Source organism: Andreprevotia chitinilytica DSM 18519 (assembly GCF_000711875.1).
Lineage (GTDB): Bacteria > Pseudomonadota > Gammaproteobacteria > Burkholderiales > Chitinibacteraceae > Andreprevotia > Andreprevotia chitinilytica.
The window spans coordinates 78,899-101,563 of record NZ_JONM01000004.1 but is presented as its reverse complement, the minus strand read 5'-3'; the positions used below and the strand labels follow the sequence as shown (position 1 = coordinate 101,563).

At 61.7% G+C, this 22,665-nt stretch carries 24 protein-coding genes and 1 tRNA gene; 16 read left to right on the top strand and 9 right to left on the bottom strand.

From position 1 onward, the window contains the following. The first annotated feature begins 41 nt into the window (after positions 1 to 41). From creB to creD, 5 genes are all read left to right on the top strand, one after another. The gene (gene creB, locus BR41_RS07045; RefSeq protein WP_035054586.1) at positions 42 to 734 is read left to right on the top strand and encodes a two-component system response regulator CreB; all 693 of its coding nucleotides are present in this window, start codon (positions 42 to 44) and stop codon (positions 732 to 734) included. 1 nt (position 735) lies between these two features. Beyond that, entirely contained in the window at positions 736 to 2,154 is a 1,419-nt protein-coding gene (creC, locus tag BR41_RS07040) for a two-component system sensor histidine kinase CreC (protein WP_035054584.1), read from the top strand. Between the two features lie 106 nt (positions 2,155 to 2,260). Beyond that, positions 2,261 to 3,286, top strand: a complete 1,026-nt coding sequence (locus BR41_RS07035; protein WP_035054582.1) for a M14 family zinc carboxypeptidase — start codon at positions 2,261 to 2,263, stop codon at positions 3,284 to 3,286. Continuing rightward, on the top strand, positions 3,283 to 4,026 hold the full coding sequence (locus BR41_RS07030) for an alpha/beta fold hydrolase (RefSeq protein WP_035054580.1): 744 nt from the start codon (positions 3,283 to 3,285) through the stop codon (positions 4,024 to 4,026). The genes BR41_RS07035 and BR41_RS07030 overlap by 4 nt, the downstream gene beginning before the upstream one ends. Before the next feature lie 601 nt (positions 4,027 to 4,627). Continuing rightward, positions 4,628 to 6,013, top strand: coding sequence for a cell envelope integrity protein CreD (gene creD, locus BR41_RS07025; RefSeq protein ID WP_035054577.1), 1,386 nt, complete (start codon positions 4,628 to 4,630; stop codon positions 6,011 to 6,013). 240 nt (positions 6,014 to 6,253) lie between these two features. Here the strand turns inward: creD and BR41_RS07020 are convergent, their stop codons facing one another. From BR41_RS07020 to BR41_RS07000, 5 genes are all read right to left on the bottom strand, one after another. Next, on the bottom strand, positions 6,254 to 7,837 hold the full coding sequence (locus BR41_RS07020) for a methyl-accepting chemotaxis protein (RefSeq protein ID WP_035054575.1): 1,584 nt from the start codon (positions 7,835 to 7,837) through the stop codon (positions 6,254 to 6,256). A gap of 42 nt (positions 7,838 to 7,879) precedes the next feature. After that, complete coding sequence (locus tag BR41_RS07015) at positions 7,880 to 10,048, bottom strand: putative bifunctional diguanylate cyclase/phosphodiesterase (protein ID WP_084186901.1); 2,169 nt, start codon at positions 10,046 to 10,048, stop codon at positions 7,880 to 7,882. Positions 10,049 to 10,079: 31 nt separating this feature from the next. Next, positions 10,080 to 10,619: a heme NO-binding domain-containing protein gene (locus BR41_RS07010; protein ID WP_035054573.1), complete on the bottom strand. Its 540-nt coding sequence runs from the start codon at positions 10,617 to 10,619 to the stop codon at positions 10,080 to 10,082. A 308-nt stretch (positions 10,620 to 10,927) separates the two neighbouring features. After that, entirely contained in the window at positions 10,928 to 11,407 is a 480-nt protein-coding gene (locus tag BR41_RS07005; protein ID WP_035054571.1) for a CreA family protein, read from the bottom strand. A gap of 313 nt (positions 11,408 to 11,720) precedes the next feature. Then, positions 11,721 to 12,347, bottom strand: coding sequence for a tetratricopeptide repeat protein (locus BR41_RS07000; protein WP_051710402.1), 627 nt, complete (start codon positions 12,345 to 12,347; stop codon positions 11,721 to 11,723). Positions 12,348 to 12,596: 249 nt separating this feature from the next. Between BR41_RS07000 and BR41_RS06995 the strand changes: the two genes are divergently transcribed. The 5 genes from BR41_RS06995 (at position 12,597) to BR41_RS06975 (ending at position 14,983) form a co-directional block, all read left to right on the top strand. Next, the gene (locus tag BR41_RS06995) at positions 12,597 to 13,235 is read left to right on the top strand and encodes an NADPH-dependent F420 reductase (RefSeq protein ID WP_035054570.1); all 639 of its coding nucleotides are present in this window, start codon (positions 12,597 to 12,599) and stop codon (positions 13,233 to 13,235) included. Positions 13,236 to 13,249: 14 nt separating this feature from the next. Further along, complete coding sequence (locus BR41_RS06990) at positions 13,250 to 13,537, top strand: putative quinol monooxygenase (RefSeq protein ID WP_035054567.1); 288 nt, start codon at positions 13,250 to 13,252, stop codon at positions 13,535 to 13,537. A 114-nt stretch (positions 13,538 to 13,651) separates the two neighbouring features. Beyond that, positions 13,652 to 14,005, top strand: a complete 354-nt coding sequence (gene arsC / locus BR41_RS06985; protein WP_035054566.1) for an arsenate reductase (glutaredoxin) — start codon at positions 13,652 to 13,654, stop codon at positions 14,003 to 14,005. A 36-nt stretch (positions 14,006 to 14,041) separates the two neighbouring features. Beyond that, positions 14,042 to 14,302: a Rho-binding antiterminator gene (locus BR41_RS06980; RefSeq protein ID WP_035054564.1), complete on the top strand. Its 261-nt coding sequence runs from the start codon at positions 14,042 to 14,044 to the stop codon at positions 14,300 to 14,302. 51 nt (positions 14,303 to 14,353) lie between these two features. Continuing rightward, on the top strand, positions 14,354 to 14,983 hold the full coding sequence (locus BR41_RS06975) for a hypothetical protein (RefSeq protein WP_169741263.1): 630 nt from the start codon (positions 14,354 to 14,356) through the stop codon (positions 14,981 to 14,983). A gap of 23 nt (positions 14,984 to 15,006) precedes the next feature. Here the strand turns inward: BR41_RS06975 and BR41_RS06970 are convergent, their stop codons facing one another. The 4 genes from BR41_RS06970 to BR41_RS06955 all read right to left on the bottom strand — a co-directional run bounded on the left by BR41_RS06970 (position 15,007) and on the right by BR41_RS06955 (position 17,873). Beyond that, entirely contained in the window at positions 15,007 to 16,098 is a 1,092-nt protein-coding gene (locus tag BR41_RS06970; RefSeq protein WP_051710399.1) for an SGNH/GDSL hydrolase family protein, read from the bottom strand. 103 nt (positions 16,099 to 16,201) lie between these two features. Continuing rightward, the gene (locus BR41_RS06965; protein ID WP_035054561.1) at positions 16,202 to 16,672 is read right to left on the bottom strand and encodes a hypothetical protein; all 471 of its coding nucleotides are present in this window, start codon (positions 16,670 to 16,672) and stop codon (positions 16,202 to 16,204) included. Between the two features lie 271 nt (positions 16,673 to 16,943). Beyond that, positions 16,944 to 17,019: transfer RNA gene (locus BR41_RS06960), tRNA-Met, on the bottom strand. A gap of 86 nt (positions 17,020 to 17,105) precedes the next feature. Continuing rightward, on the bottom strand, positions 17,106 to 17,873 hold the full coding sequence (locus BR41_RS06955; RefSeq protein WP_035054559.1) for a DUF2189 domain-containing protein: 768 nt from the start codon (positions 17,871 to 17,873) through the stop codon (positions 17,106 to 17,108). A 280-nt stretch (positions 17,874 to 18,153) separates the two neighbouring features. Here BR41_RS06955 and coxB point away from each other — a divergent pair, with 280 nt between their 5' ends. Genes coxB through BR41_RS06930 form a run of 6 tightly spaced genes read left to right on the top strand, consistent with a single transcriptional unit; the run spans position 18,154 to position 22,665 of the window. Continuing rightward, the gene (coxB, locus tag BR41_RS06950; protein WP_084186900.1) at positions 18,154 to 19,263 is read left to right on the top strand and encodes a cytochrome c oxidase subunit II; all 1,110 of its coding nucleotides are present in this window, start codon (positions 18,154 to 18,156) and stop codon (positions 19,261 to 19,263) included. Positions 19,264 to 19,280: 17 nt separating this feature from the next. After that, positions 19,281 to 20,960 carry a cytochrome c oxidase subunit I gene (ctaD, locus tag BR41_RS06945; protein WP_051710397.1) on the top strand — a complete coding sequence of 560 codons (1,680 nt, stop codon included), beginning with the start codon at positions 19,281 to 19,283 and terminating at the stop codon, positions 20,958 to 20,960. Next, positions 20,957 to 21,061 (top strand): cytochrome oxidase small assembly protein, encoded by a 105-nt coding sequence (locus tag BR41_RS24830; protein WP_211251688.1) that lies wholly within the window; start codon positions 20,957 to 20,959, stop codon positions 21,059 to 21,061. Before ctaD ends, BR41_RS24830 begins: the two co-directional genes overlap by 4 nt. 4 nt (positions 21,062 to 21,065) lie before the next feature. Next, complete coding sequence (locus BR41_RS06940) at positions 21,066 to 21,620, top strand: cytochrome c oxidase assembly protein (protein WP_035054553.1); 555 nt, start codon at positions 21,066 to 21,068, stop codon at positions 21,618 to 21,620. Then, positions 21,617 to 21,796 (top strand): DUF2970 domain-containing protein, encoded by a 180-nt coding sequence (locus BR41_RS06935; RefSeq protein WP_035054551.1) that lies wholly within the window; start codon positions 21,617 to 21,619, stop codon positions 21,794 to 21,796. The genes BR41_RS06940 and BR41_RS06935 overlap by 4 nt, the downstream gene beginning before the upstream one ends. Before the next feature lie 2 nt (positions 21,797 to 21,798). Beyond that, a complete protein-coding gene (locus BR41_RS06930) occupies positions 21,799 to 22,665 on the top strand; it encodes a cytochrome c oxidase subunit 3 (RefSeq protein ID WP_035054549.1) in 867 nt (288 codons plus the stop codon).

Genomic DNA, 22,665 nt, shown 5'->3' with positions numbered 1-22,665 from the left:
CGGCATAGAATGCAGCGTCTCACCAATTCCCCTCCAATGTCATGACTGCCACCCCGCGCATCCTGCTGCTCGAAGATGAAGCCGCCATTGCCGATACGCTGATCTTCGCCCTCAGTCGTGAAGGCTTTACCGTGCACTGGCATAGCCTCGCCTCGGAGGCGGAGGTCGCGCTCGCAGCCGGCGGCGTCGATCTGCTGATCCTCGACGTCGGCCTGCCCGATGCCAACGGGCTGGACGTGCTCAAGCGCCTGCGCCGCACGTCCGAGCTGCCGGTATTGATGCTGACCGCCCGTGCCGACGAGGTGGATCGCATCGTCGGGCTGGAGCTGGGGGCGGATGATTACGTGGTGAAGCCATTCAGCCCGCGTGAAGTGGCGGCGCGGGTGAAGACCATCCTCAAGCGGGTCAAGCCAGCCGCGACGACCGCACCCGCGCCAACCAACCATTTCGAGCACGATGCCGCTGGCCGGCGCGTGCGTTATCACGGCGCATGGCTGGTGCTCACGCCGTCCGAATACCGCGTGCTGATCCTGCTATTGGCGCAACCGGGCCGCATTTTCAGCCGCGCCCAGTTGCTCGATGCGTTGGGCGAAGCGGCCGAAGACAGCTTCGAGCGCACCATCGATAGCCACATCAAGAGCCTGCGCGCCAAGTTGCGCGAGATCACGCCGGCACAAGACCCGATCGAGACGCATCGTGGCTTCGGCTATGCCTTGAGCGCGGATTTGCTCTGACATGCGATTCAGCCTGCGCATCTTTCTCGGCTACTTCCTCTTTGTCGGCCTGACCGGTTGGTACGTGCTGACCCTGATTCGGGACGAGATCAAGCCGGCGGTGCGCCAATCGGCCGAGGAAGTGCTGATCGATTCATCCAACCTGCTGGCCGAGCTGATCCGCCCGGATTTCGTCTCCGGCCGGCTCGATCAAGGCCGTTTTGCAGGGGCCGTGGCGGCGTATCTGGCACGCTCGCCCAAGGCGGCGGTGTGGGGCTTGGACAAGGGCAAGCTCGACCTGCGCGTGTACGTGACCGATGCACGCGGCATCGTGCGGCTAGATTCGGCAGGGAGTGCGGTCGGGCAGGATTACAGCGGCTGGCGTGATGTCTACCTGACCTTGCACGGCAAGTACGGCGCGCGGTCCAGCATGGCCGATCCGGCTGATCCCGGCTCGACGGTGATGTATGTCGCCGCCCCGATCATCGATCAGGGTCGCATCGTCGGCGTGCTGACGGTCGCTAAGCCCAATACCGCCATGCAGCCCTATATCGATCGCGCCCGCGCCAAGCTGTGGCGGGCCGGGTTGATGCTGGTGGCGGTCAGTCTGCTGGCGGGGGCGCTGTTCTCGTGGTGGCTATCACGCGGTATTGCCCGGCTGACGGACTTCACGCGGGCGGTGCGCGACGGCAAGCCCGTACCGGTGCCGGCGTTCCCGGCCAACCGTGAACTGGCGCATCTGGCCGATGCCTTGGGCGAAATGCGCGACCGGCTGGAGGGCAAAGCCTATGTCGAGCATTACGTGCACGCGCTCACGCACGAGTTGAAGTCGCCGCTGGCGGGGATTCGCGGCTCGGCCGAGCTGCTGGCGGAACCGCTGGACGAGGCGGCGCACAAGCGCTTTCTCGGCCATATCCAGAACGAAACCGCCCGCATGCAGGCCATCGTCGACCGGCTGCTGGATTTGGCCCGGCTGGAAGCACGTCATGGCTTGACCGACCCGGAAAGCGTGCCGCTGGCCGACGTCGCCACCACCGTGCTGGCGGCGCTCGAACCACAACGGCAAGGCCGGCTGAGCGAGGTGGATGTGCCAAGCGATGCCGTCGTGACCGGCGAACGTTTTTTGCTGGAGCAAGCACTCCGCAACCTGCTGCAGAACGCCCTCGATTTCACCCCAAGCGACGGCGTGATCCGCATCGCCGCCACGCCGGTGGCAAGCGGCTGGCAAATCACCGTCCACAACGACGGCCCCGCCATCCCCGACTACGCCTTGCCGCGCCTGTTCGAACGCTTCTATTCCTTGCCCGGCCCGGGCCGTGAGCGCAAAGGGACTGGCTTGGGCTTGGCGCTCACCCGCACCATTGCCGAGCTGCACGGCGGCAGCGCGACGCTGGCCAATGACCCGGCGGGCGGCGTGGTCGCGACGTTGATTCTGGCCTGATCGATGTCGTTTCAAACGTAGTTACACAACCGCCTGACAATCGGGCGACAGCAGTAAAAAAAATGGGCCAAACTGAATCTCCGCCCCTTTTGCCGACCCGATCACCATGCTGCCGGAACTGGCCGAATTCGAAGACATCATCTTGCAGTCTGGCCCGCTCCTGCGCGTGAAACAGCATGGCGAAGTGGCGGTCGGGAGTGCGCGTTTGCCGCTCTATAGCGCCAGTTTGGGCAGCGAGAAGCCGGATGCGCCGGTGCTGGGGTTTTTCGCTGGCGTGCATGGCCTGGAGCGGATCGGCAGTCAGGTCTTGCTCGCTTTCTTGCGCAGCCTGCTGGTGCGCCTGCGCTGGGATAGCAGCCTGCAGCGCAAATTCGAAACCATACGGCTGGTGTTCATGCCGCTGGTCAATCCGGCCGGCATGGCGCTGGGCACGCGCTCCAACGCCGAGGGCGTGGATTTGATGCGCAACGCGCCGATCGATGCACTGGAGAAAACGCCGTTCCTGCTGGGCGGCCACCGCATCAGCCCGAAACTGCCGTGGTATCGCGGTAAACCGGATGCCGGCATGGCGAGGGAAAACCTCGCGTTGTGCAAGGTAGTGCAAGAGGAGCTGTTCTGTAGCCCGTTCAGCATCGCGCTCGATTGCCACTCGGGCTTTGGCCTGTGCGACCGGGTGTGGTTTCCCTATGCCTATACCCGCACGCCCATCCAGCATTTGCCGGAAATCCATGCGCTCAAATCGCTGTTCGACCAGACCTACCCGCACCACCCCTACGTGATCGAACCGCAGGCACGGCAGTACCTGACGCATGGCGATGTGTGGGATTACCTCTATCAGCTGTCGCGCCAGCCGGGGACGGGCGTATCCGGCCGGGTGTTCCTGCCGCTAACGCTGGAGTTGGGCTCGTGGCTATGGATCAAGAAAAACCCGCGCCAGTTGCTGTCCTTGCTGGGCATGTTCAACCCGGTGGTGCCGCATCGCCGGCAACGGGTGCTGCGCGGGCATCTGCTGCTGCTGGAGTTTCTGGTGCGGGCGGTGCATGACAACGCCCGTTGGCTGCCGGATGAAATCGAGCGCATCGATCACCTGCGGCTGGCCGAATCCCTTTGGTACTCGGGCATACGCAAATGACCACTTGGGTGCTGCTGCGCGGTTTGATCCGCGAATCCCGCCACTGGGGCGGTTTTCTGGAGACGGCCCGTGCCCACTGGCCGGAAGCCCGCATCGTCACGGTGGATTGGCCCGGCAACGGGGCGCTGCACGCGCAAGAGAGTCTGGTTCGCATCGAGGACATGGTGGCGCATGTGCGCGATACCTTGCAGCAGCAGGGCGAAACCGGGCCGTTCCACGTGCTGGCGATCTCCCTTGGCGCGATGGTGGCGGTGGCATGGGCCGATGCGTGGCCGGCTGAGATCGCCGCCTGCGTGCTGGTGAACACCAGCCTGCGGCCATTCAGCCCGTTTTATCACCGGCTGCGCCCGCGCAATTACGCGACGCTGCTGGCAATGCCGGCCCGCAATGCCTTGGCGCAGGAACAGGCGATTTTGCGCATTACCACCCAGACCAGCCCCACCGCCGTGCTGGAGGACTGGTTGCCCTACCGGCAGCAATATCCCGTTGGCTGGCGTAATGCGATCCGGCAAATCCGCGCCGCCGCCACCTACCGCGCACCACGCCAAAAACCGGCTGTGCCAATGCTGCTGTTGTGCGGCGGGCAGGATCAACTGGTCGACCCGCGTTGTTCGACGACGCTCGCGCAGGCATGGCAGGCGCCGTGTGTGGTGCATCCGACGGCGGGGCATGATTTGTCGCTGGATGACGGGGCGTGGGTGTTGGGGGAGATCAGTTGCTGGATGGCAGGTGCGGCGTGATGCCCGTGTGGCGTTCTGTGTTACGTGGCCCGATGGGTTACGGCTTTTGGGCCTAACCCATCCTACGCGCGGCGAGCGTTTGTTGCCGCGCCAGCCCTCACCCCCGGCCCCTCTCCCACAAGTGGGCGAGGGGAGACAATCGTGGCTCAGCCTAGTTGGAACCATTGCAGCATCAAATAACGTCACCCTCTCCTTCAAGGAGAGGGTTGGGGTGTGGATGGTCTGCCCCCCCTTTCAAAAGCGCCCCGCCAGCCAGATCGGCACGGGGGTTTCGGGGATCGAGTGTCTGAGGGCCTTGGCCCGAGTTTTCGATTCCCGCCCGTGACGGGCTGGCTGGCGGGGGAATCTGGCGCTTGCGACAGACGCTTTTGCAGGGTCGCCTTTCTTGGCTTACTTTCTTTGGCGAGACAAAGAAAGTGAGTCGGCCCGCGGGACGAACTCCCGCTGTAATGCCTTTAACCGCGCCAAAGGCGCATAACCATTTGTATTTGAAAACACGCACCCCCTCTCCTCCACATCCCCTCCACTTCATCTCCATCATCCCTCCAGATTCACAGTGCATCGTCGCCGTATCGGGGCAACCCATCACGGAGAGATGAACATGAAAAAAACCGTTGGAATCAAATTGCTGGCCATCGGCCTGCTGGTACTGGTGTTGATGGTGGTGCTGTCACTGGTGCGCTCCCTGGTGAACGAGCGGCAACAACGCGCGCAATCGGTGGTGGCGGAGATCGCCGAACACAGTGCGCATGCGCAGACGCTGGTCGGGCCGTTCCTCGTCATGCCGTACACGCAGACCGAGTGGACGCTTACCGAGCGCACCCAAGACAACAAACAGGTGAAGGAATGGCAATCGGGCAACGAGGTGGCGCAGACCTTGCTGATCCAGCCGGACAAGCTCGATGTGACCGGCGATGTGGCGGTGACCATGCTCAAGCGCGGCATTTTCCAGGTGCCGGTGTACAAGTCCGGCCTCAAGCTCGCCGGGCGCTTTGCCGTGCCGGCGCGGAACAGCGTGGAGGTGCGCGGTGAGCAGGGTGGCAAGCGCTATGAATATCGCTGGGGTCAGCCTTATCTGGCCGTCAGCGTGAGTGATGCGCGCGGGCTGGGTGCCATTGCGGGGACGGCGGGCGGCGGGGCGCTGAGCTTTTTGCCGGGCAGCAAACAGCCTTGGTTAGGGGCGGGCGTGCATGCCGATTTGCAGGGCACACCGGGCGCGGTGGCACAGGCGCTCGATTTCTCGCTGGCGCTGACCTTGTCCGGCACTGAAACGCTGAACGTGACTCCGGTCGGCAAGGCGAACCGTCTGGCGCTGTCGGGCGATTGGGCGCATCCGAGCTTTGTCGGCCCCTTCGCGCCGAGCGAGCGCAGCACGGCTGCCAATGGCTTTACGGCCGAATGGCAGGCCAATGACTGGGCGACTGGCCTGACCGACGAGGTGCTGGCGCGTTGCGTTGCCGCCGGCAAGGATTGCGCGCAACTCGGCGTGGGCAGCTTTGGCTTGCGTTTGATCGACCCGGTGGATCGCTACCTGCTGGTCGAGCGGACGGTGAAATACGCTGAGTTGTTCCTGCTGCTGACCTTCGGCGCGTTCTTCTTGATGGAAGTGCTCAAGAAGCTGGCGGTGCATCCGGTGCAATACGGGCTGGTCGGGCTGGCGCTGGCCTTGTTCTTCCTGCTTACGCTGTCGCTGTCCGAACATATGGCATTTGCTGCGGCGTACTGGATTGCGGCAGGGGCTTCGATTGCGCTGCTGGGTTACTACGTGAGCCATGTGCTGGCCGGCTGGCGACGCGGCCTGGGCTTTTCGGCCTTGCTGGCGGTCTTGTATGGCGTGCTGTTCGGCATCCTGCAGTCGGAAGACATGGCGCTGTTGTTGGGGAGCCTGGTGCTGTTCGGTTTGCTGGCCGTGGTGATGGTGATCACGCGCAAGGTGAACTGGTATGGCGTGGGGCGGGGGGAGGCGGAGCTGGGTGAGGTGGCGTAGGTTTTGCAGGATGGGTTGAGCGTAAGCGATACCCATGCGGTTTGGCTGAACGTGAACGATGGGTATCGCAAGCTCAATCCATCCTACGAAGCCGAGTTCCCTCTCCCACGGTCCCTGAACAAGGCAAAGCCTTGCACGGGATGGGAGAGGGGAGCTGCATTGTGACTCCGTAACCCGGACGGCTCGCCGGCCGGGGTCGCTGCCCGATATCGCAGCTCCCCGGCCAGCAAGCTGTCCGGGCTACGGTTTCCCGGGCGCTTGATCCGGCGGCTCGGTCCCGTCGCTGGCCTGCTCCGCTGTCTGATCAATCAAGGTGCGGCTGGCGGCGGCCGTGCGTTCCGCCAGCGCCCGCACTTCTTCGGCCACCTTGGTGAAATCGCGCCCTTGCTGGCCGGCATCAGCGGCTTCGTTGGCGGCGCTGAGCGCGAGCAGATTGGTCTGGTCGGCGATTTCGCGGATGGCTTGCACCAGTTGCCCGAGCTGGGCCGAGTATGTCTGCCATGTTTCCACCGTCGCATCGCTGGCCGGCTGCATCTGATCCATCAAGGTGAAAAGCCGGCTCGACATCACTTCGATCGCCTTGGCGGCGCTGGCGCTCGATTGCGATTGCACTTCACTGGCCCTGACCATTTGCGCCGCCGCGTGGGCCAGCCGGGTGGCGGCGACTTCCACCGAATGGGTGTTGATCTTCAGCCCGGCGAGCAGCGCAAACAGGTGATCCGCCAACTGGTTGAATGCCTGGCCCATCTCGGCGAATTCGTCATTGCCGGTGCTGCGGACGGTATGGGTCAGGTCGCGCCGTTCCGCCAACTCCCGCAGGGCGGTTTGCAATTCGCCCAGCGGCTGCAGGATGGCGTTTTTCAAGCGCCAACCCAGTAGCACCGTGGCGGTCAGCAATAGCAGCGAACCCGCCGTGACGGTGATCAGGCTGTTGCGCGCGCTCTGACGCAAGGTGGCGGAGCGGGCCGTCAGCTGGGCGATCAGTGCGTCTTCCACGGTTTTGGTGGCGTCGATCTTGGCCGTGGCGGCGGTAAACCAGGCATCGGGCGTGATGCTGTCATCCACGCCAGCGGCCGCGCCGGTTCGGAGCAAGGTGTTGCGCAGCCGTGCGACCTTGGTGAAGGACGGGCTGGCCGTCAGCTGTGCCCACGCTGCGGTGGCGGATGTACCGCCCGCCAGCGCGAATTGCCGGCCACAGCTGTTTTCCTCACCCATCAGGACGGCGATGTCCTGCAGCAATGCTGGCTCGAGCTGGTTGGCGACCAAGGCACCGTTGAGGCGGGCTCGTTGCTGCCCCATGCTTTCCTTGGCGCATTGCAAGGCGGACAAGGCGGCGACCCCGCTTTTGAGTTCGGCCTCGTCCAGCGTTGCGGCGATGGTCGGGGTGAGCAGCATGGCGTTGCCGATCAGCGCGGTGTAGGCCGTGAGCGCTTGCGACGGGAGCAGTCGATGGGTCTCGACGGCACGCCGCCGGCCGTGCAGTTCGATCAGCGATTCTTTCCAGCTTTCATATCGCCATGCCGCGCTCAGCGACATGGCTTCGCTGCCCGGCAGTTGGGCGATGGCCTCGTCGACCCGCTCACGGGCAGCAAACATGACCGCGTGCGATACCCGCGGGCCGGAGAGAAAGCCGACGCTGGAACCTCGCTCGATCTGCAAGCCATGCACCACCCGCGCTACGGCCAGCGCGGCATCGAGGTCGGTATCCGTGGTGCGCATCGCGGTGTAGGCATGCCAATCCCGCATGGCCAGCTGGCCGGCGAACACCAGCAAACCGGCGATCGGCGCGGCGATCATCAGTAGCAATTTTTGCCTGATGCGCATTGGATGCTGTTCCTGTCTCTTTCTGTTGGGGTTGGGCGGTCCTCAGTGTCTGGATTGCCGCAGTAAGGTCAGTACATCGTCCAGCGGCATCGGCCGGGCGAACAGAAAACCCTGGTATTGCTCGACGCCGAGCGTATCCAGCAAATGAAACTGTTCTGCGGTCTCGATGCCTTCGGCGACGGTGTGCATGCCGAGCGACTTGCACAGGTTCACCACGCCGGTCAGTACGCGTTGCGATTTGATGTCCTCGTGGACGTCGGTCAGAAAGCTGCGGTCGATCTTGATGGTGTCGAACGGTAGGCGGCTCAGGTAGCTGAGTGACGAATAGCCGGTGCCAAAGTCATCCATCGCGATGGGAAAACCATCGGCGCGCAGGGCGCTAAGCCGTCGCACCGGGGCATCCGAATCCTGCAGGAAGATGGATTCGGTGACTTCCAGCTCAAGCTGCTCCGGGTAGATGCCATGTTGGGCGCAGGCCTCATGCAGCACCTGATCCAGCTGGTCGTCCATGATCTGCAGCGGCGAGACGTTGACCGCCACTTGCATGGGGTAGCCCTGGCGGGCCAGTTCCGCCGCGTAGGTTGCGGCCCGGCGGATGGCCAGGCGCCCCAGTGCGACCGCCAGGCCGCTTTGCTCCGCGAGCGGAATGAACAAGCCGGGTGAGATATGGCCATGCTGCGGGGTGTGCCAGCGCGCCAGCAATTCCGCGCCCACGATGCGGCGGTGGGCGTCGAACTTGGGCTGCAGCATGAAGTCGAGGGCATCGTGTTCGATGCTGGAACGCAGTTGCGCCAGCAGTGTGACGCGCTGCAGGGCATCGGCCGCCAGCGCCTCGTGATACACGACGCAGCAGTTCTTGCCGGCGTGCTTGGCGGCGTACATCGCGGCATCGGCATGGCTCAGTAGCGTTTCCACATCGCTGCCGTGGGCCGGGGCCAGCGCGATGCCGATGCTGCCGGAGATGCTGATGGTGTGGCGACGGATGTCCATGCGCTGGCTCAGCGTGGTGAGGATCTGCCGCGCTACCCGCAGCGGCCGGTCCACGTCGATGCCGGGGTTGAGCATGACGACGAACTCGTCGCCGCCCCAGCGGGCCAGCATGTCTTCCAGCTCCAGCGTGGCCATCAGGCGGCGCGTCATGACCTGCAGTAGCTCGTCGCCGGCATCGTGGCCGAGTGAGTCGTTGACTTCCTTGAAGCCGTCCAGATCGATGAACAGGATCGCCAGCGGGCGGATGGTGGAGAGCCGCGCCATCTCTTGCGCCAGCCGCGCCTGCAGCGTGGCCCGGTTGGGGAGCTGGGTGAGGGTGTCGAAACGGGCGACCCGCTCCAGTTCGTTGGCCGCGCGCCTGCGGTCGGTGATGTTGCGCATCGTGGCAATCAGGTAGGACGAGCGGCCGTCTTCGGCAGCAAAGCGGCTGAGCGTGACTTCCACCGGAATGCGGTTGTCGTTGGGGTCGCGGAACGTGCTTTCGCACTGGGCATGGCCCAGCCGGCCGAACTGATGCAGCGCGTCGTTGGTGAGGTCGACGTAGTTCGACAGGTGCGAGCCGACCACGGCATCGCTCCCCCCCGCCAACAGCGTATGAAAGGCCGCATTGGCTTCGATGATCTGCCAGGCCTCGGTCAACACCATCATGGCATCGCGCGAGCTGGCGAAGGCCGATGCCATCAGGCGGAAGGAGTGTTCCGTTTCGCGATAGGTGGTGATGTCCTTGGCGGTGCCGACAATGCGCAGCGCCCAGCCATCCGGATCAGTGGCGACCGCTTTGCCGCGAATGCGCACCCAGCGCCAGCCTTCGTAATGGCGATAGCGCACCGCCATATCGAGCAATTCGCTCGCGCCGGAGGCGTGCACGGCCCAGCTAAGCAGGGCCTGGTTGATGTCATCCGGATGCACCCGCGCCATGAAGTCCGGCAACAGGCCGCGGCTGATCACCGGCGGGTTATCCGCGCTCGGGAAGGCTCGCATGATGTATTCGTCGTTGTCGGCCGACCACTCCCAGATGGATTCGCCGCTGGCCCAAAGCGCCAGTTCCAGCAGATTCTGGGAATGGGCTGACCGCTGCATCGCTTCATACAGCGCCAGGCTTTTTTCGTTGAGGAGTTGCTCGGCCGCCTTGCGCGCCGCCCGTTCGCGTTCCAGACGCCGTTCCAGCACCGCTAGCGATGCGGGTGGGTCCGTTGTAGGGAGCGGCAGGCTGACTGACATGGGGGCTGATCGGTTGGCGCAGGGCGCGCACTCAGGCCAATTCAAGTTTGAACACGGTGGCTGTATCCGGCGGCGGGGCTTTTTCCTGGCTGATGGTGACCGGGGTGCCGAAATGCTCGGCCACGCCTTCCATCAGGCCCATGGCCAGGGCCTCCATCGAACGGGGCGAACGGTAGGTCAGCGTCATCGAGCGGGCATCGCGCTGCAGCACTTCGAAGCGTGGCAATTGCGCATCCGGGTAGAGCTTGCGCACTTCGCGATGGATTTCGGCATCCACGCTGGCCAGTAGCTCGAAGATGTCCTTCTTGCTCGTAAAGAAAGAGGGATAGGCCCGCACGAACACCCGCAGCAGATGACGGCCAAAGGCCTGCACCAGGGTTTCGACCGGTGTGCCGGTCAGCTGGGATAGCGTGACCACCAATCGGATGATTTCATCGTGCGGGTAATAGCCAACTGCCGTGTATGCGCCACCATGCGGCAGGTTGGCTGCCACGAGCATCTCGTCGGCCAGTTCAGGCGAGTAGGTGGATTCCACCATCTCGACGAATTCGGTGAAGACCATGCCTAGCATTTGCGTTCTCCTGCCTTGCCCCGGGCGCGGCGAATGAGCGCGCTGCCGGGGCTGTCTCTGACCTTAGTCGATGGCGAGCGGAATACGGGGCGGAAAGGGCTGACCGGCGCGGACAGGAATGGGACAAGCCGACCGGCGGTGTTTTGGGTGGAAGGTATGGACGGCTGGGGGCGAATGAAATGTAGGGCGGGTCATTTGACCCGCGCGGGGTATCGAGGGCATTGCGCGCTGAATTCGCGGGTTACGCCCTATAGCTGAGCGAAGCAAGCTTCGCACGCGAGGACTAACCCGCGCTACCCGCGTGCTCCCTACTTGAGCGGAATCGTCTGATCCAGCACCGGTACGGCGGTGATCGCGTTATCCGGGCTGCCGTCGATCAATTTGTCCGAGTAGGTCAGGTAGGTGAGCGCATTGCGCTTCGGGTCGACGATGCGCACCACCCGCACGTGTTTGAAGATGAACGAAGCCCCTTCGCGAAACACTTCTTCCTGCCGTTTGATCGGGCCATTGAAGCGGATCGGCCCCACCTGCCGGCATGCCACCGAGAAACGCGACGGGTCTTTGGCGATGCCGACCGCGCCGGAAATACCGCCCGCCTTGGCGCGAGATACATAACAGGCGATGCCTTGCACGGCCGGGTCGTCAAAGGCTTCGACGACGACCTTGTGATTCGGCCCGATCAGCTGGAAGGCGGTGTCGACCGAACCGATTTCTTCGGCGCGGGCGGTGAGGGATAGCGTGGTGGCCAGCATTGCAGCGGCGAGGATGGCTTGGCGGAACAGGGGCATGGTCGAACTCCGGTGTAATTTGAATGAGAAGGCGGAACCAAGCGGGTTCGGTATGGAGAATATTGTAGGAGCGAGCTTGCTCGCGATTGCATCGCCCGACGACGTCCCCGTAGCCCGGACGGCTTCGCCGGCCGGGGCCGCTATGGATCAAATTCCGGCCGGGGCCGCTATGGATCAATTTGTACTGTGGGCAATGGTCACGACGTTACCCCGGCCGGCACAGCCGTCCGGGCTATGGGGAAAGCGTATGGTTACGCACGAAGATGCCGACGACATGCGCAGGATCAAGACCGGCCGTCATGCCGTCCGGTCGTCAGCGCTTGGCATCCAACACCCTCCCCAACACCTGCCCACGAATCGCTGCCGCCGGGTCGCCCTGCAACGCCGCTGCGGCATACCAATAACGCGCCAGCTTCAGGTTCTTTGGTGCGCCATCGCCGTGTTCATACAGGGTCGCAATGATGTATTGCGCGCCCATGTCACCATTCTGGGCGGCTTCGCGATACCAGCGGGCGGCGAGGATCAGGTCATGGGGCGCACCCCGGCCGAGGAAATATTGCGTGGCGAGGCTGACTTGCGCCTGCACGTGGTTTTGCCGGGCGGCGTGTTCGAACCAGCGGGTGGCGATGGCTTGATTGCGCGCCACGCCATCGCCGTTTTCATACAACAGGCCGAGGGCGAATTGCGCCTGGGCGAGTCCGGCATCGGCCGCCTGGCGTAACCACGGCAGGGCTGCGGCTTTGTCGGCCGGCACACCTTGGCCGCGCAGCACCATCATGGCGTAGTTGAATGCCGCCAGCCGGTCGCCATAGCCGGCTTCCAGTCTGTAGAGCGCGGCGGCGCGTGGGTAGTCGCCCCGTTCATAGGCTTGCCAGCCACCTTCTGCCCATGCCGGTCGGGTGAACATCAGCAGCAGAAAGCCGGCGTAGAGGATGCGCATGAATGCCTCGCAATGGGAGAGCCCAAGCCCGTTAGTCCCGGTGTAGTCGTCTTGTGTAGTCGATGTACAACCTCATTTCATGACAGCTTGTTGCGCGCTGCATGATCGCATCTTGAAGGGAGTACGGCAGCGGCGCATGTCTGCCAGCGCGTGAACAGCCGCACCGCTATAACGTCACTATCCAATGCAATCCAAGCACTGCGTGCAAACCTCTTGTAATCAAACCCTTATCAAGAATTGGAGATAGCAATGAAAGTCGGTGTAATGGGTTCTGGCGATGTAGCGAAAACGTTGGCGGCCGGCTTTCTGCAGCATGGCCACAAGGTCATGATCGGCTCGCGTGAGGCCGCCAAGCTGGCTGACTGGCGTGCAGAGCATTCGATGGCGGCCACCGGCAGCTTTGCCGATGCAGCCAACTTCGGTGATTTGGTGGTGCTGGCGGTCAAAGGCAGCGCGGCGGCCGAGGCGGTACGGCTGGCCGGCGACGGTATCAACGGCAAGGTGGTGATCGATGCCACCAACCCGATTGCCGATGCCCCGCCCGTGAACGGCGTGCTGCAGTTCTATACCGAGCTGAACGATTCGCAGATGGAACGGCTGCAGCGTGAGTTTCCGCTGGTGCGCTTCGTCAAGGCATTCAATTCGGTCGGCAATGCGCGCATGGTGAATCCGCAATATGCCTATGGCCGGCCGACCATGTTCATTTGCGGCAACGATGCCGAAGCCAAGGCGGTGGTCTCTGGCGCGCTGGATGAGTTTGGCTGGGATGTGGCTGATATGGGCGCGGTCGAGTCAGCTCGTGCCATCGAGCCGCTGTGCATGCTGTGGTGCATCCACGGCTTTACCCAGAACGAGTGGACGCATGCCTTCAAGTTGCTGCATGCCTGACCGGGGAGACGATCATGGCGATTACCCGCATCAATGAATTCCATGCCATTGAAGGCAAAGGCGATGCGCTGGCGGCCGTGTTCGGTACGACCATCGTGCCATCGATCCGGCAGGCGGCTGGCTGCATCTCGTGCGAATTGCTGCGAAGCGTGGACGAGCCAGGGCGCTTCGCGGTGGTCGAGGTCTGGGACAGCGTCGAGGCGCACAAGGCGTCGCTTGCTGAAGTCCCGCCGGAGTTGTTTCTGCAGGTGAAACCGCTGCTATCTACGCCGCCGACCGGCCATTATTACCGCGCAGGATGACAGCCACATGCGCGGGCACAGAGGGATTGTGCCTATGGGGGGTGATCGGGCACGGCGTTAAACTGGCGCCGTTTCTCGCCCTTATCCCAGACCACATCCAAGAAGGTTCCGGCCGTGCACGTCACGATCTATCACAACCCGCGTTGCACCAAATCCCGCGATACCCTGGCGCTGCTACAGGCGCGCGGTATCCAGCCTGATGTCGTTGAATACCTGAAAACCCCGCCGGATGCGGCGACGCTTGAGAGGCTGCTCGGCTTGCTCAAACTCGAACCGCGCGAGCTGATGCGGCGCAAAGAGGCCGAATATGCGGTACTTGGCCTGGATAACCCAGCGTTGACGCGCACGCAGTTGATCGCGGCGATGGCTGAACATCCGGTACTGATCGAACGCCCGATCGTGGTCGTCGATGACGACCGCGCAGCCTTGGGCCGGCCGCCGGAAGCGATCTTTTCATTGTTTGTTTAAACCCGATGACGCACTGACCTGAGGCCGGGGGACGAGATGAACCAATCCTATCAACCGATTTCGTGCACGCTGCACGATTACCTCGAAATCGCCTGCATGCGCCATTACACCCTGCGCGTGGAGCGCATCGCCGGGCCGGAAACCGAAGGCCGGGCGCTTGATGTATTCGGCCGTGATCGGGTTGAATACCTGTTGCTCGATACCGTGCACGGCCAAGTGGAAGTGCGGCTGGATGACCTCAAGGCCATCACGCCGCAGGATGCCGGCGCGCAGTTCGGACGGATTGACTTCGCGTAATCCGTTTCGGCCGGCCATTCTTGAAATGGCGATACCAAGGAGCGTTTGTTCATGGCTAGGGCTGCGACGAACTTATCGACCTCTCGCTCGGCAGGTTTCGGGATGACGGCCAAGCGGATACCTGTGTTGTACTTTGTCGCTGCACTGATGTTTGCCATTCGCCCGGCCGCGGCTGGCACCCAGGAGCAACAGCTGCTGGAAACGGTGCGTGGCTTCTATGGCTGGGCCCTGCAGAATGGCGATCAGACCGTCAAACTCGAACCGCGTATCAAGGACATTGCCGGTAGCACGCGGTTTTATCTGGATATGACCACGTTGACGCCGTTCACGGCGCGATTCATGCAGTCCGGCTATTTCGCGGCTGATTTTCCGGATGCGGTGGCGCGCTATTACCGTCGCTACGATGCGCAATTCAAAACCCTGAAGCAGGCGGAATTTGATGAAATGGCCCGCGACGGGCGTGGCCCGCAGATGGACGTCGAAGATATGGATATCTTCTTTTGCGCGCAGGAATACGAGTACAAGCGCAAATTCATCCAGGGCATGAAAATCAAATCTGCCTCGTTTGCGGCATCGACAGCGCAAGCGGTCATCGTCTCCCCGTACAAATGGGAAACCACCTTCCATTTCAGAAAGGTGGGCAGCCGCTGGTTGATTGCTGGCTATTGCGTGTTCGAATAGCACTACCGAGTTGGCTGATCGAGTCAGTGCCAATCCGGCCGTAGCTGATCGATCTTGCCAATCAACTGATTTGCCATGATGTCGTGGTCGGCCTGACTGGGGTGCCAGTGGCAGGCGGTAAGCTGAATATCGCTGTATTCGACATAGGCGATACGGTCATCGCCGGCCTGCCGGGCTTGGGCGACCACCTCTTGCACCAGCGGCCGCAGTGCGTCGTTGGGCCAGAGCCGGGTAGCAGTGGTGATGATTTGGGCGTCCTTATTGTGCGAGCGCAAATCAGCAAGAAACTTGAGATAGGCGTTCTTGTATTGCGCTGCTAATGATTCTGCCGTCCATGTTTCACCGGCTTTCACATTGGTCGAAAAATCGTTGATTCCCAAACCGATCACAATCAACTGCGGATGCCATTTGGCGTCGCGATAGGTGCTGCTGGCCTCGTTTTGCAGCGTTCGTGGGTAATAGGTACGAAAATCCTCTCTGGGCTGATTACCTTCCCAGTTCCGCACCATGCCCATGCCGGACATCGCATTCACCTGCCAATCCGCGCCGTAGTGTTTCGCCACTTTGATCGCAAAACCCTGGCCGACATCGGAATTGGCCGCGATAACGTCCTGACTGCATTCGCGCTGGTTTTTCAGATTCCCCAAGGCGGCTGTCCACGAGTCACCGATGAATTCGATTTGCCGGCTGGAGGGGGGCGGTGCGGGGAGCCAACGGCCACCGTCCAGAACAAAGCCAACTACCTTGCCAGCCTGGCCCGGTGATTCGGTACGCTTGATGAGGTCCAGCTGGTGCGGCCCAGCGCTCAAACCCTTGATCCAGACCGTGCGCTGGCCGCTTTGCGGCGGGATGACCTTGGCTTCTTTGTGGTCGATTTCGGCGGTGTAGTAATTGCTGGCGTCATCGAGCGTGATGCCAATGGCGGTGCCGTCAAAGCGGGTACTGAGCATGACCCCGGGCCAGGTCGAGCGCCAGCCGTTGAGTTGGGCGTCGATGCGCCCAAGGCTGACCACCTTGGCGCTGGTCTCTTCGGTCGCCGTTCCCGTCGTGGCGGCCGAAGCATAGGCGGATAGAACCGTGGCGCTGAGCAAAACAGCGCGAAAAATGGCTTGCATGGTGGTCTTCACTCCATCGATTTTTATTCGCCAGATTGTGTGTACTGGCTCTCGTGCTTGTTTTATGAATGTACGGCTCCTCTTGCCGTGTAATCAGCGTGGCTCATTTTAGAAACATCTTGTGCAGCGACTGGCCATGAAAGGTGATGAGGTCATCCACCTTCCAGCAATTGTCTGCGCCGTCCCGTTTGAATTTCAGGGTGGTGTGGCGATGCGAATAGTGTTTGTTGTCGACGGTGAATCTGAAGTTGAACTGCACAGTGGATTCGGTCGGCGTGAGCTGCATGACTTTGTATTCAAATGGCGGCGTGGCTTCGCCGTCTTGGGCGTCGTCCCAAGGCTCCGCATCCAGGCTGCAGATGTCGTTGGCCTTTATGCAACGGTCTTCGCGATCAATCGCTTTCAGAAACGCGGGGTGGATGAGTTGGCGCGCCTCGGCAGAGGGCTCCTGATAGAACTCTCGATGTTTTTCCCGGAGCACTTTTGCGAGTGCAACCGGCGAATCGTTAAAGCAGGTGGCGTAAGCGCTACTGGAACAGGCGGCAATGATGAGCAATGCGAGGGCGGTTTTCATCGGCTTGATGCTTTGGTGTTGGGATGGTTGATGGCTCGACCTAGGTTAGCGCATGGCAATGTCGTACGCATCGCCTGCTGGGTAGGCCAAACCAGTTGGCAAGGAATGGCTTTGCGACCAGCGGTGGGGTGAAGATCGGCGGGGGTAGCAGATTTTGTAGCCCAAAGAACTTGAGCCGGTGGGGCGAGCGTCGCCGCGAGAGTAGGGCGAAGAGGCTCAGGAAATAAAAAACCCCTGATCAATTTTTTCAATTGAATCAGGGGTTTCGTATTGGTTGCGGGAGCAGGACTCGAACCTGCGACCTTCGGGTTATGAGCCCGACGAGCTGCCAACTGCTCCATCCCGCGACAGAGAAATGGGATATTAGCGTGCCCCCGCACTCCCGTCAAGCAGGAGCGCCAATTAACCGCCAAACCGCCTTCTGCCCGGTCGGTTATTCCACCAGATCCTTGTAGGCAATCCACGTTGCATGGCCGAGCAACGGGAACAGTACGACGAAGCCAATCAGGAAGGTCGCAAAGCCGATCACGGTCAGCGCAACGATGATGGCAGCCCAGAGCAGCATGGCCGGCAGGTTCTCCAGCACGGCGCGCAGGCTGGTCATCATGGCGGTGACGACGTCCACTTCGCGGTCGGCCAACATCGGGATCGATATCGCGGTGAGCGCAAATACAACACACGACAGCAAAAAGCCGCCGATCAGCCAGGCGATGGTGAAGCCGGCGTATTCGCCGACCAGTGCCTGCAGGAATCCATCCATCGTGACTGCGTCGCCACCGTAGAACAGCGCGAACAGGATGGCTGACACCCGTTCCCAGCCGATGGCGATCATGCCGAGGATGACGCCGAAGAACGCCAGCTGGCCGATGTTTTTCATCAAATCGCGGATCGATTGCGCAAATGACGTGGGCCGTCCTTCCTCACGCTCACTGGTCAGCTCGTAAATGCCAGCCGCGCACAGCGGGGCAAGCAATAGATAGCCGGTAATCGAAAACGTGAACAAATAGGTGAAATGTGAAGCGATCGCCAGCACGATCCAACCTGTCACGGCAGTAAGAACGCCATAAGCAAGGCTGGGTGCGGGGTGGGACAACAAATCCTGCCAGGCGCGCTTGAGCCATGTGAACGGTCGGCCGGCATTCACTTTGCGGGTTACCGGCAGGGTGAAATGCTGGTCGAGACTATCCATATGCAAGTCCATGATTCACCTCCTTTTATATTGAGCGGACGCAACTTGCAGCGCGTGGTGGTGTTGTAGACGCATGTTGGCTAAAAACCATAAATTTGCCGACAAACGGTATTTGTCAAGACAAATTTGTGCAGTGCAAGATTGCGAAATCCTGTTTTTTTGCTAGCTTAATAAGAAAGCAAAGGGGGCGCACGGGGGCGGACTATGTCCGAAACTTCCGGTGACCTCCTGTTGTGACGCCGGCCGCAAGGGATTGCGAGCCGACGGCCGGTGACCATAGGGAGGTACATGGATGCGTGTTTGGCGTAGTGGGGCCGCGTTGGCTCTTTTTTCTTCGTTCGCCTGTGCGAGCGACAGCCGTTTTACTTTTCAACCTGCACAAACCGTCATCGCACGGGATATCGCAGACATTCACAACTGGATCATGTTGATCATCGCGGTCATTTTCGTGACCGTGTTTGGCGTGATGTTCTACGCGATCTTCAAGCATCGCCGCTCGCTCGGGCATCAGGCGAAGCCGTTCCACGAAAACACCATCGTCGAGATTTTGTGGACATTGATCCCGGCACTGATCCTGATCGGCATGGCCTGGCCGGCGGCCAAGGTGGTGCTGGCGCAAAAGGACACCCACGATGCCACGCTGACCATCAAGGCGACGGGCTACCAGTGGTTCTGGGGGTACGACTACCTCGACAGCGGCTTCAGCTTCAAGAGCAAGCTGAAAACCCCGCGCAGCCAGATCGAAAACTACAACTCGCCCGGCGAGCCCAAGGATGAGAAATACCTGCTGGATGTAGACGAGCCGGTGGTCGTGCCCGTCAACACCAAGGTGCGCATCCTGACCACCAGCAACGACGTGATCCACTCCTGGGTCATCCCGGCGTTCGGCGTACGGCAGGACGCCATCCCCGGCTTCATTCGCGATACCTGGTTCAAGGCCGAGAAAGAGGGCGTATTCCGTGGCCAGTGTTCGGAACTGTGCGGCCGCGATCACGGCTACATGCCCATCGTGGTCAAGGTGGTCAGCCAGAACGAATACAAGGACTGGGTGAGCAAGCGTCAGGCCGCAGCCAAGGCAGCCGCCGATGATCCGAACAAGAACTGGACCAAGGATGAGCTGATCGCCCGTGGCCAGAAGGTGTACGAATCCAACTGCGTCGCTTGCCACAAGGCGGACGGCAAGGGTGGCGGTCCATTCCCGGCACTGGCGGGCTCCAAGATCGCGACCGGCCCGGCCGAGGCGCACATCCATATCGTGCTGACCGGCAAGAACGCCATGCCGTCATGGGCCGGGCTGACCGATACCGAGATCGCCGCCGTGATCAGCTACGAACGCAACAGTTTTGGTAACCACGATGGTGACTTCGTGCTGCCCAAAACAGTGAAAGCCGCGCGCAAATAAGGGAGACAGATAACACCATGAACGCAGCGACTAAAGCGCTTCACCCTGGCGAATCAGTGGGTGAACAAGTCCACGGCCATACCCACGATCATGCCCATGACGATGCGCACCACGGTGCGCAAGAGGGCTGGCGTCGTTGGGTGTACGCCACCAACCACAAGGACATCGGCACGCTCTACCTGTGGTTCTCCTTCGCCATGTTCCTCGTGGGCGGGGTGATGGCCCTGGGTATCCGCGCCGAATTGTTCCAGCCCGGCCTGCAGTTCTGGCAGCCGGAATTCTTCAACCAGCTGACCACGCTGCACGGCGTGATCATGGTGTTCGGCGCGATCATGCCGGCCTTTACCGGCTTGGCGAACTGGATGTTGCCGCTGATGATCGGCGCGCCGGACATGGCGTTTGCGCGGATGAACAACTGGAGCTTCTGGCTGTTGCCGCCCGCGGCCGCGCTGTTGCTCATCTCGCTGTTCGTGCCGGGCGGCGCTGCCGCCGGTGGCTGGACGCTGTATCCGCCGCTGTCGATTCAGGCCGGCATGGGCATGGATTTCGCGATCTTCGCCATCCACTTGCTCGGTATCTCGTCGATCATGGGCTCGATCAACATCGTGACCACCATCCTCAACATGCGTGCTCCCGGCATGACCTTGCTGAAGATGCCGATGTTCGCGTGGACCATGCTGGTGACGGCGTATCTGCTGATTGCCGTCGCCCCGGTGCTGGCTGGTGCGGTCACCATGCTGCTGACCGACCGCCATTTCGGCACGCATTTCTTCAAGGCGGCCGGCGGTGGTGATCCGATCCTGTTCCAGCACATCTTCTGGATCTTCGGCCACCCCGAGGTCTACATCATGGCGCTGCCGGCGTTCGGCGTAGTCAGCCAGATCCTGCCGACCTTCGCCCGCAAGCCGCTGTTTGGCTACGTATCGATGGTGTATGCCGTGTGTGCGATCGGCATCCTGTCGTTCATGGTTTGGGGCCACCACATGTTCGCGGTCGGCTTCCCGGCGACGGCGCAGCTGTTCTTCATGTTCATGACCATGCTGATTGCCGTGCCGACAGGCGTGAAGGTGTTCAACTGGATTGCCACCATGTGGCAAGGCGAGATGACATTCGAAACGCCGATGTTATTCGCCATCGGCTTCCTGTGCCTGTTCACCATCGGTGGGTTCTCTGGCCTGGTGCTGGCACTCGCGCCGGTCGATATCGCCTTGCACGCGACCTATTACGTGGTGGGCCACTTCCACTATGTGCTGGTGGCCGGTGCACTGTTCAGCCTGTTTGGCGCGGCCTACTACTGGCTGCCCAAGTGGACCGGATACATGTACAGCGAGTTCTGGGGCAAGGTGCACTTCTGGTGGTCGATGATCGCCTTCAACATCACCTTCTTCCCGATGCACTTCCTGGGCCTGGCCGGCATGCCGCGCCGGATTCCGGATTACCCGCTGCAGTTCACCACCTTCAATTCGATGGCTTCGGTCGGTGCCTTCCTGTTCGGCACGGCGCAAATCCTGTTCCTGATCAACGTGATCCGCACCATTCGCGGTGGCGTTGGCCCCGCGCCGGCCCGGCCGTGGGATGGTGGACACACGCTGGAATGGGAAGTCGCATCCCCGGCGCCGCATCACACCTGGGAAACCCCGCCGGATGAAGCGACGGTGGTGGCAGGGCTGCGTCTGCAAGGTCTGGAGCACTCATGAGCAAGAATGCACGTACCGGCCTCTTGCTGGCGGCCATCGCTTTGGCGTTCTTCGTCGCGGTGATCGCTCAGCAGGTTTGGGTCGGCAGCGCGGTGGGTTGATTCAATGGATGCGCTGGCCTCCGATCATACAAGGCGTCGTAATCTCGCCATCGCCCGCAGCAAGGCGAATCGCCGCCTGGCGATCAAGCTGGGCCTGACTGCGGCGCTGATGTTCGGTTTCGGCTATCTGATGTCGCCGTTGTATGACCGCTTCTGCAACTTGATCGGGCTCGATCGGGCGCGGCCGGAGTTGGCAGACGTCAATGCGGCGGCGGTGCGGCTGGAATTCGATGTCAATGTCGATGGCGGTGTGCCGCTGCAGGTCAAGGCGCTGGAGCCCATCGTCGCAGCACGGCCGGGCAAGTTGGTGAAGGCGAAGTTCACCGTCGAAAACACCAGCAATGCGCCCTTGATCGTGCGTGCGGTGCCGAGCTTTGCGCCCATGCGTTCGGCGAGTTACCTCACCAAGCTGGAGTGCTTCTGTTTCGATTCGCTCAAGCTGGCCGCCAACGAGCGGCGCGAGGTGACGGTGGTGCTGGCGGTGTCCAAGGAACTACCGCCGGAGCTGGGCGCGGCCACGTTGTCGTATACGTTCCACCGCCTGGAGAGCGCGTCATGATGGCCGCCATCCGTGCTGTGCTTTCTGCTTTTTTCGGGGTTCGGGGCCGTAAAGGCGCTGAATCCGACAAGTTAAAACCCGGCCAGGTCATTGTGGCCGGGGTGATCTGCGCACTGGTGCTTGCAATGCTGGTGCTACTTTTGGTTCGTTCGCTCGTCGCCAGCCAGGGAGGCTAAAGATGAATGTCGAAAACGGGGTGCATGACGCCCATTACTTCGTACCAGCGCCGTCGCGCTGGCCCATCGTCGGTTCCATTGCCTTGTTCTGCATGGCGATGGGCGCGGCATTTGCCATGAACAGTGTCGGTGCCGGCAAGTGGTTGCTGATTGCCGGCTTCGCCATCCTGTTGTGGATGATCGTCGGTTGGTTCGGCGATGTGATCAAGGAAGCACAGGCCGGCGATTACGGCTTGCAAGTGGATCACTCGCTGCGTTGGGGCATGAGTTGGTTCATTTTTTCCGAGGTGATGTTCTTCGCCGCCTTCTTTGGCGCGTTGTTCTACACCCGGGTGATCTCGGTGCCGGAAATCGGTTACTTTTCCGATACGCATGATCTGCTGTGGTCGAGCTTCCAGGCTGTCTGGCCTGCCGCCACGGGCCCGAAGGTCGATGCCTATACCGCGATGGAAGCGTTCGGCTTGCCGGCAATCAATACCGCCATCCTGCTGACGTCTGGCGCGACGCTGACCTGGGCACATTGGGGTCTGGTCGAAGGCCGCCGTGGTCAGCTCAAGCTGGGCTTGGCGATTACCGTGCTGCTGGGCTGTTTGTTCCTGACTTTCCAGGCGATCGAGTATCACCACGCCTGGACTGAGATGGGGCTGAACCTGGGCTCTGGCGCTTATGGCGCGACCTTTTTCATGCTGACCGGCTTCCACGGCATGCACGTGCTGGTCGGCACCATCATGCTGTCGACCATGCTGGGCCGCGCGCTCAAGGGGCATTTCACCAAGGAACATCACTTCGGTTTCGAAGCGGCCGCGTGGTATTGGCACTTCGTCGACGTGGTCTGGCTGATCCTGTTCGTGTTCGTGTACTGGCTGTAA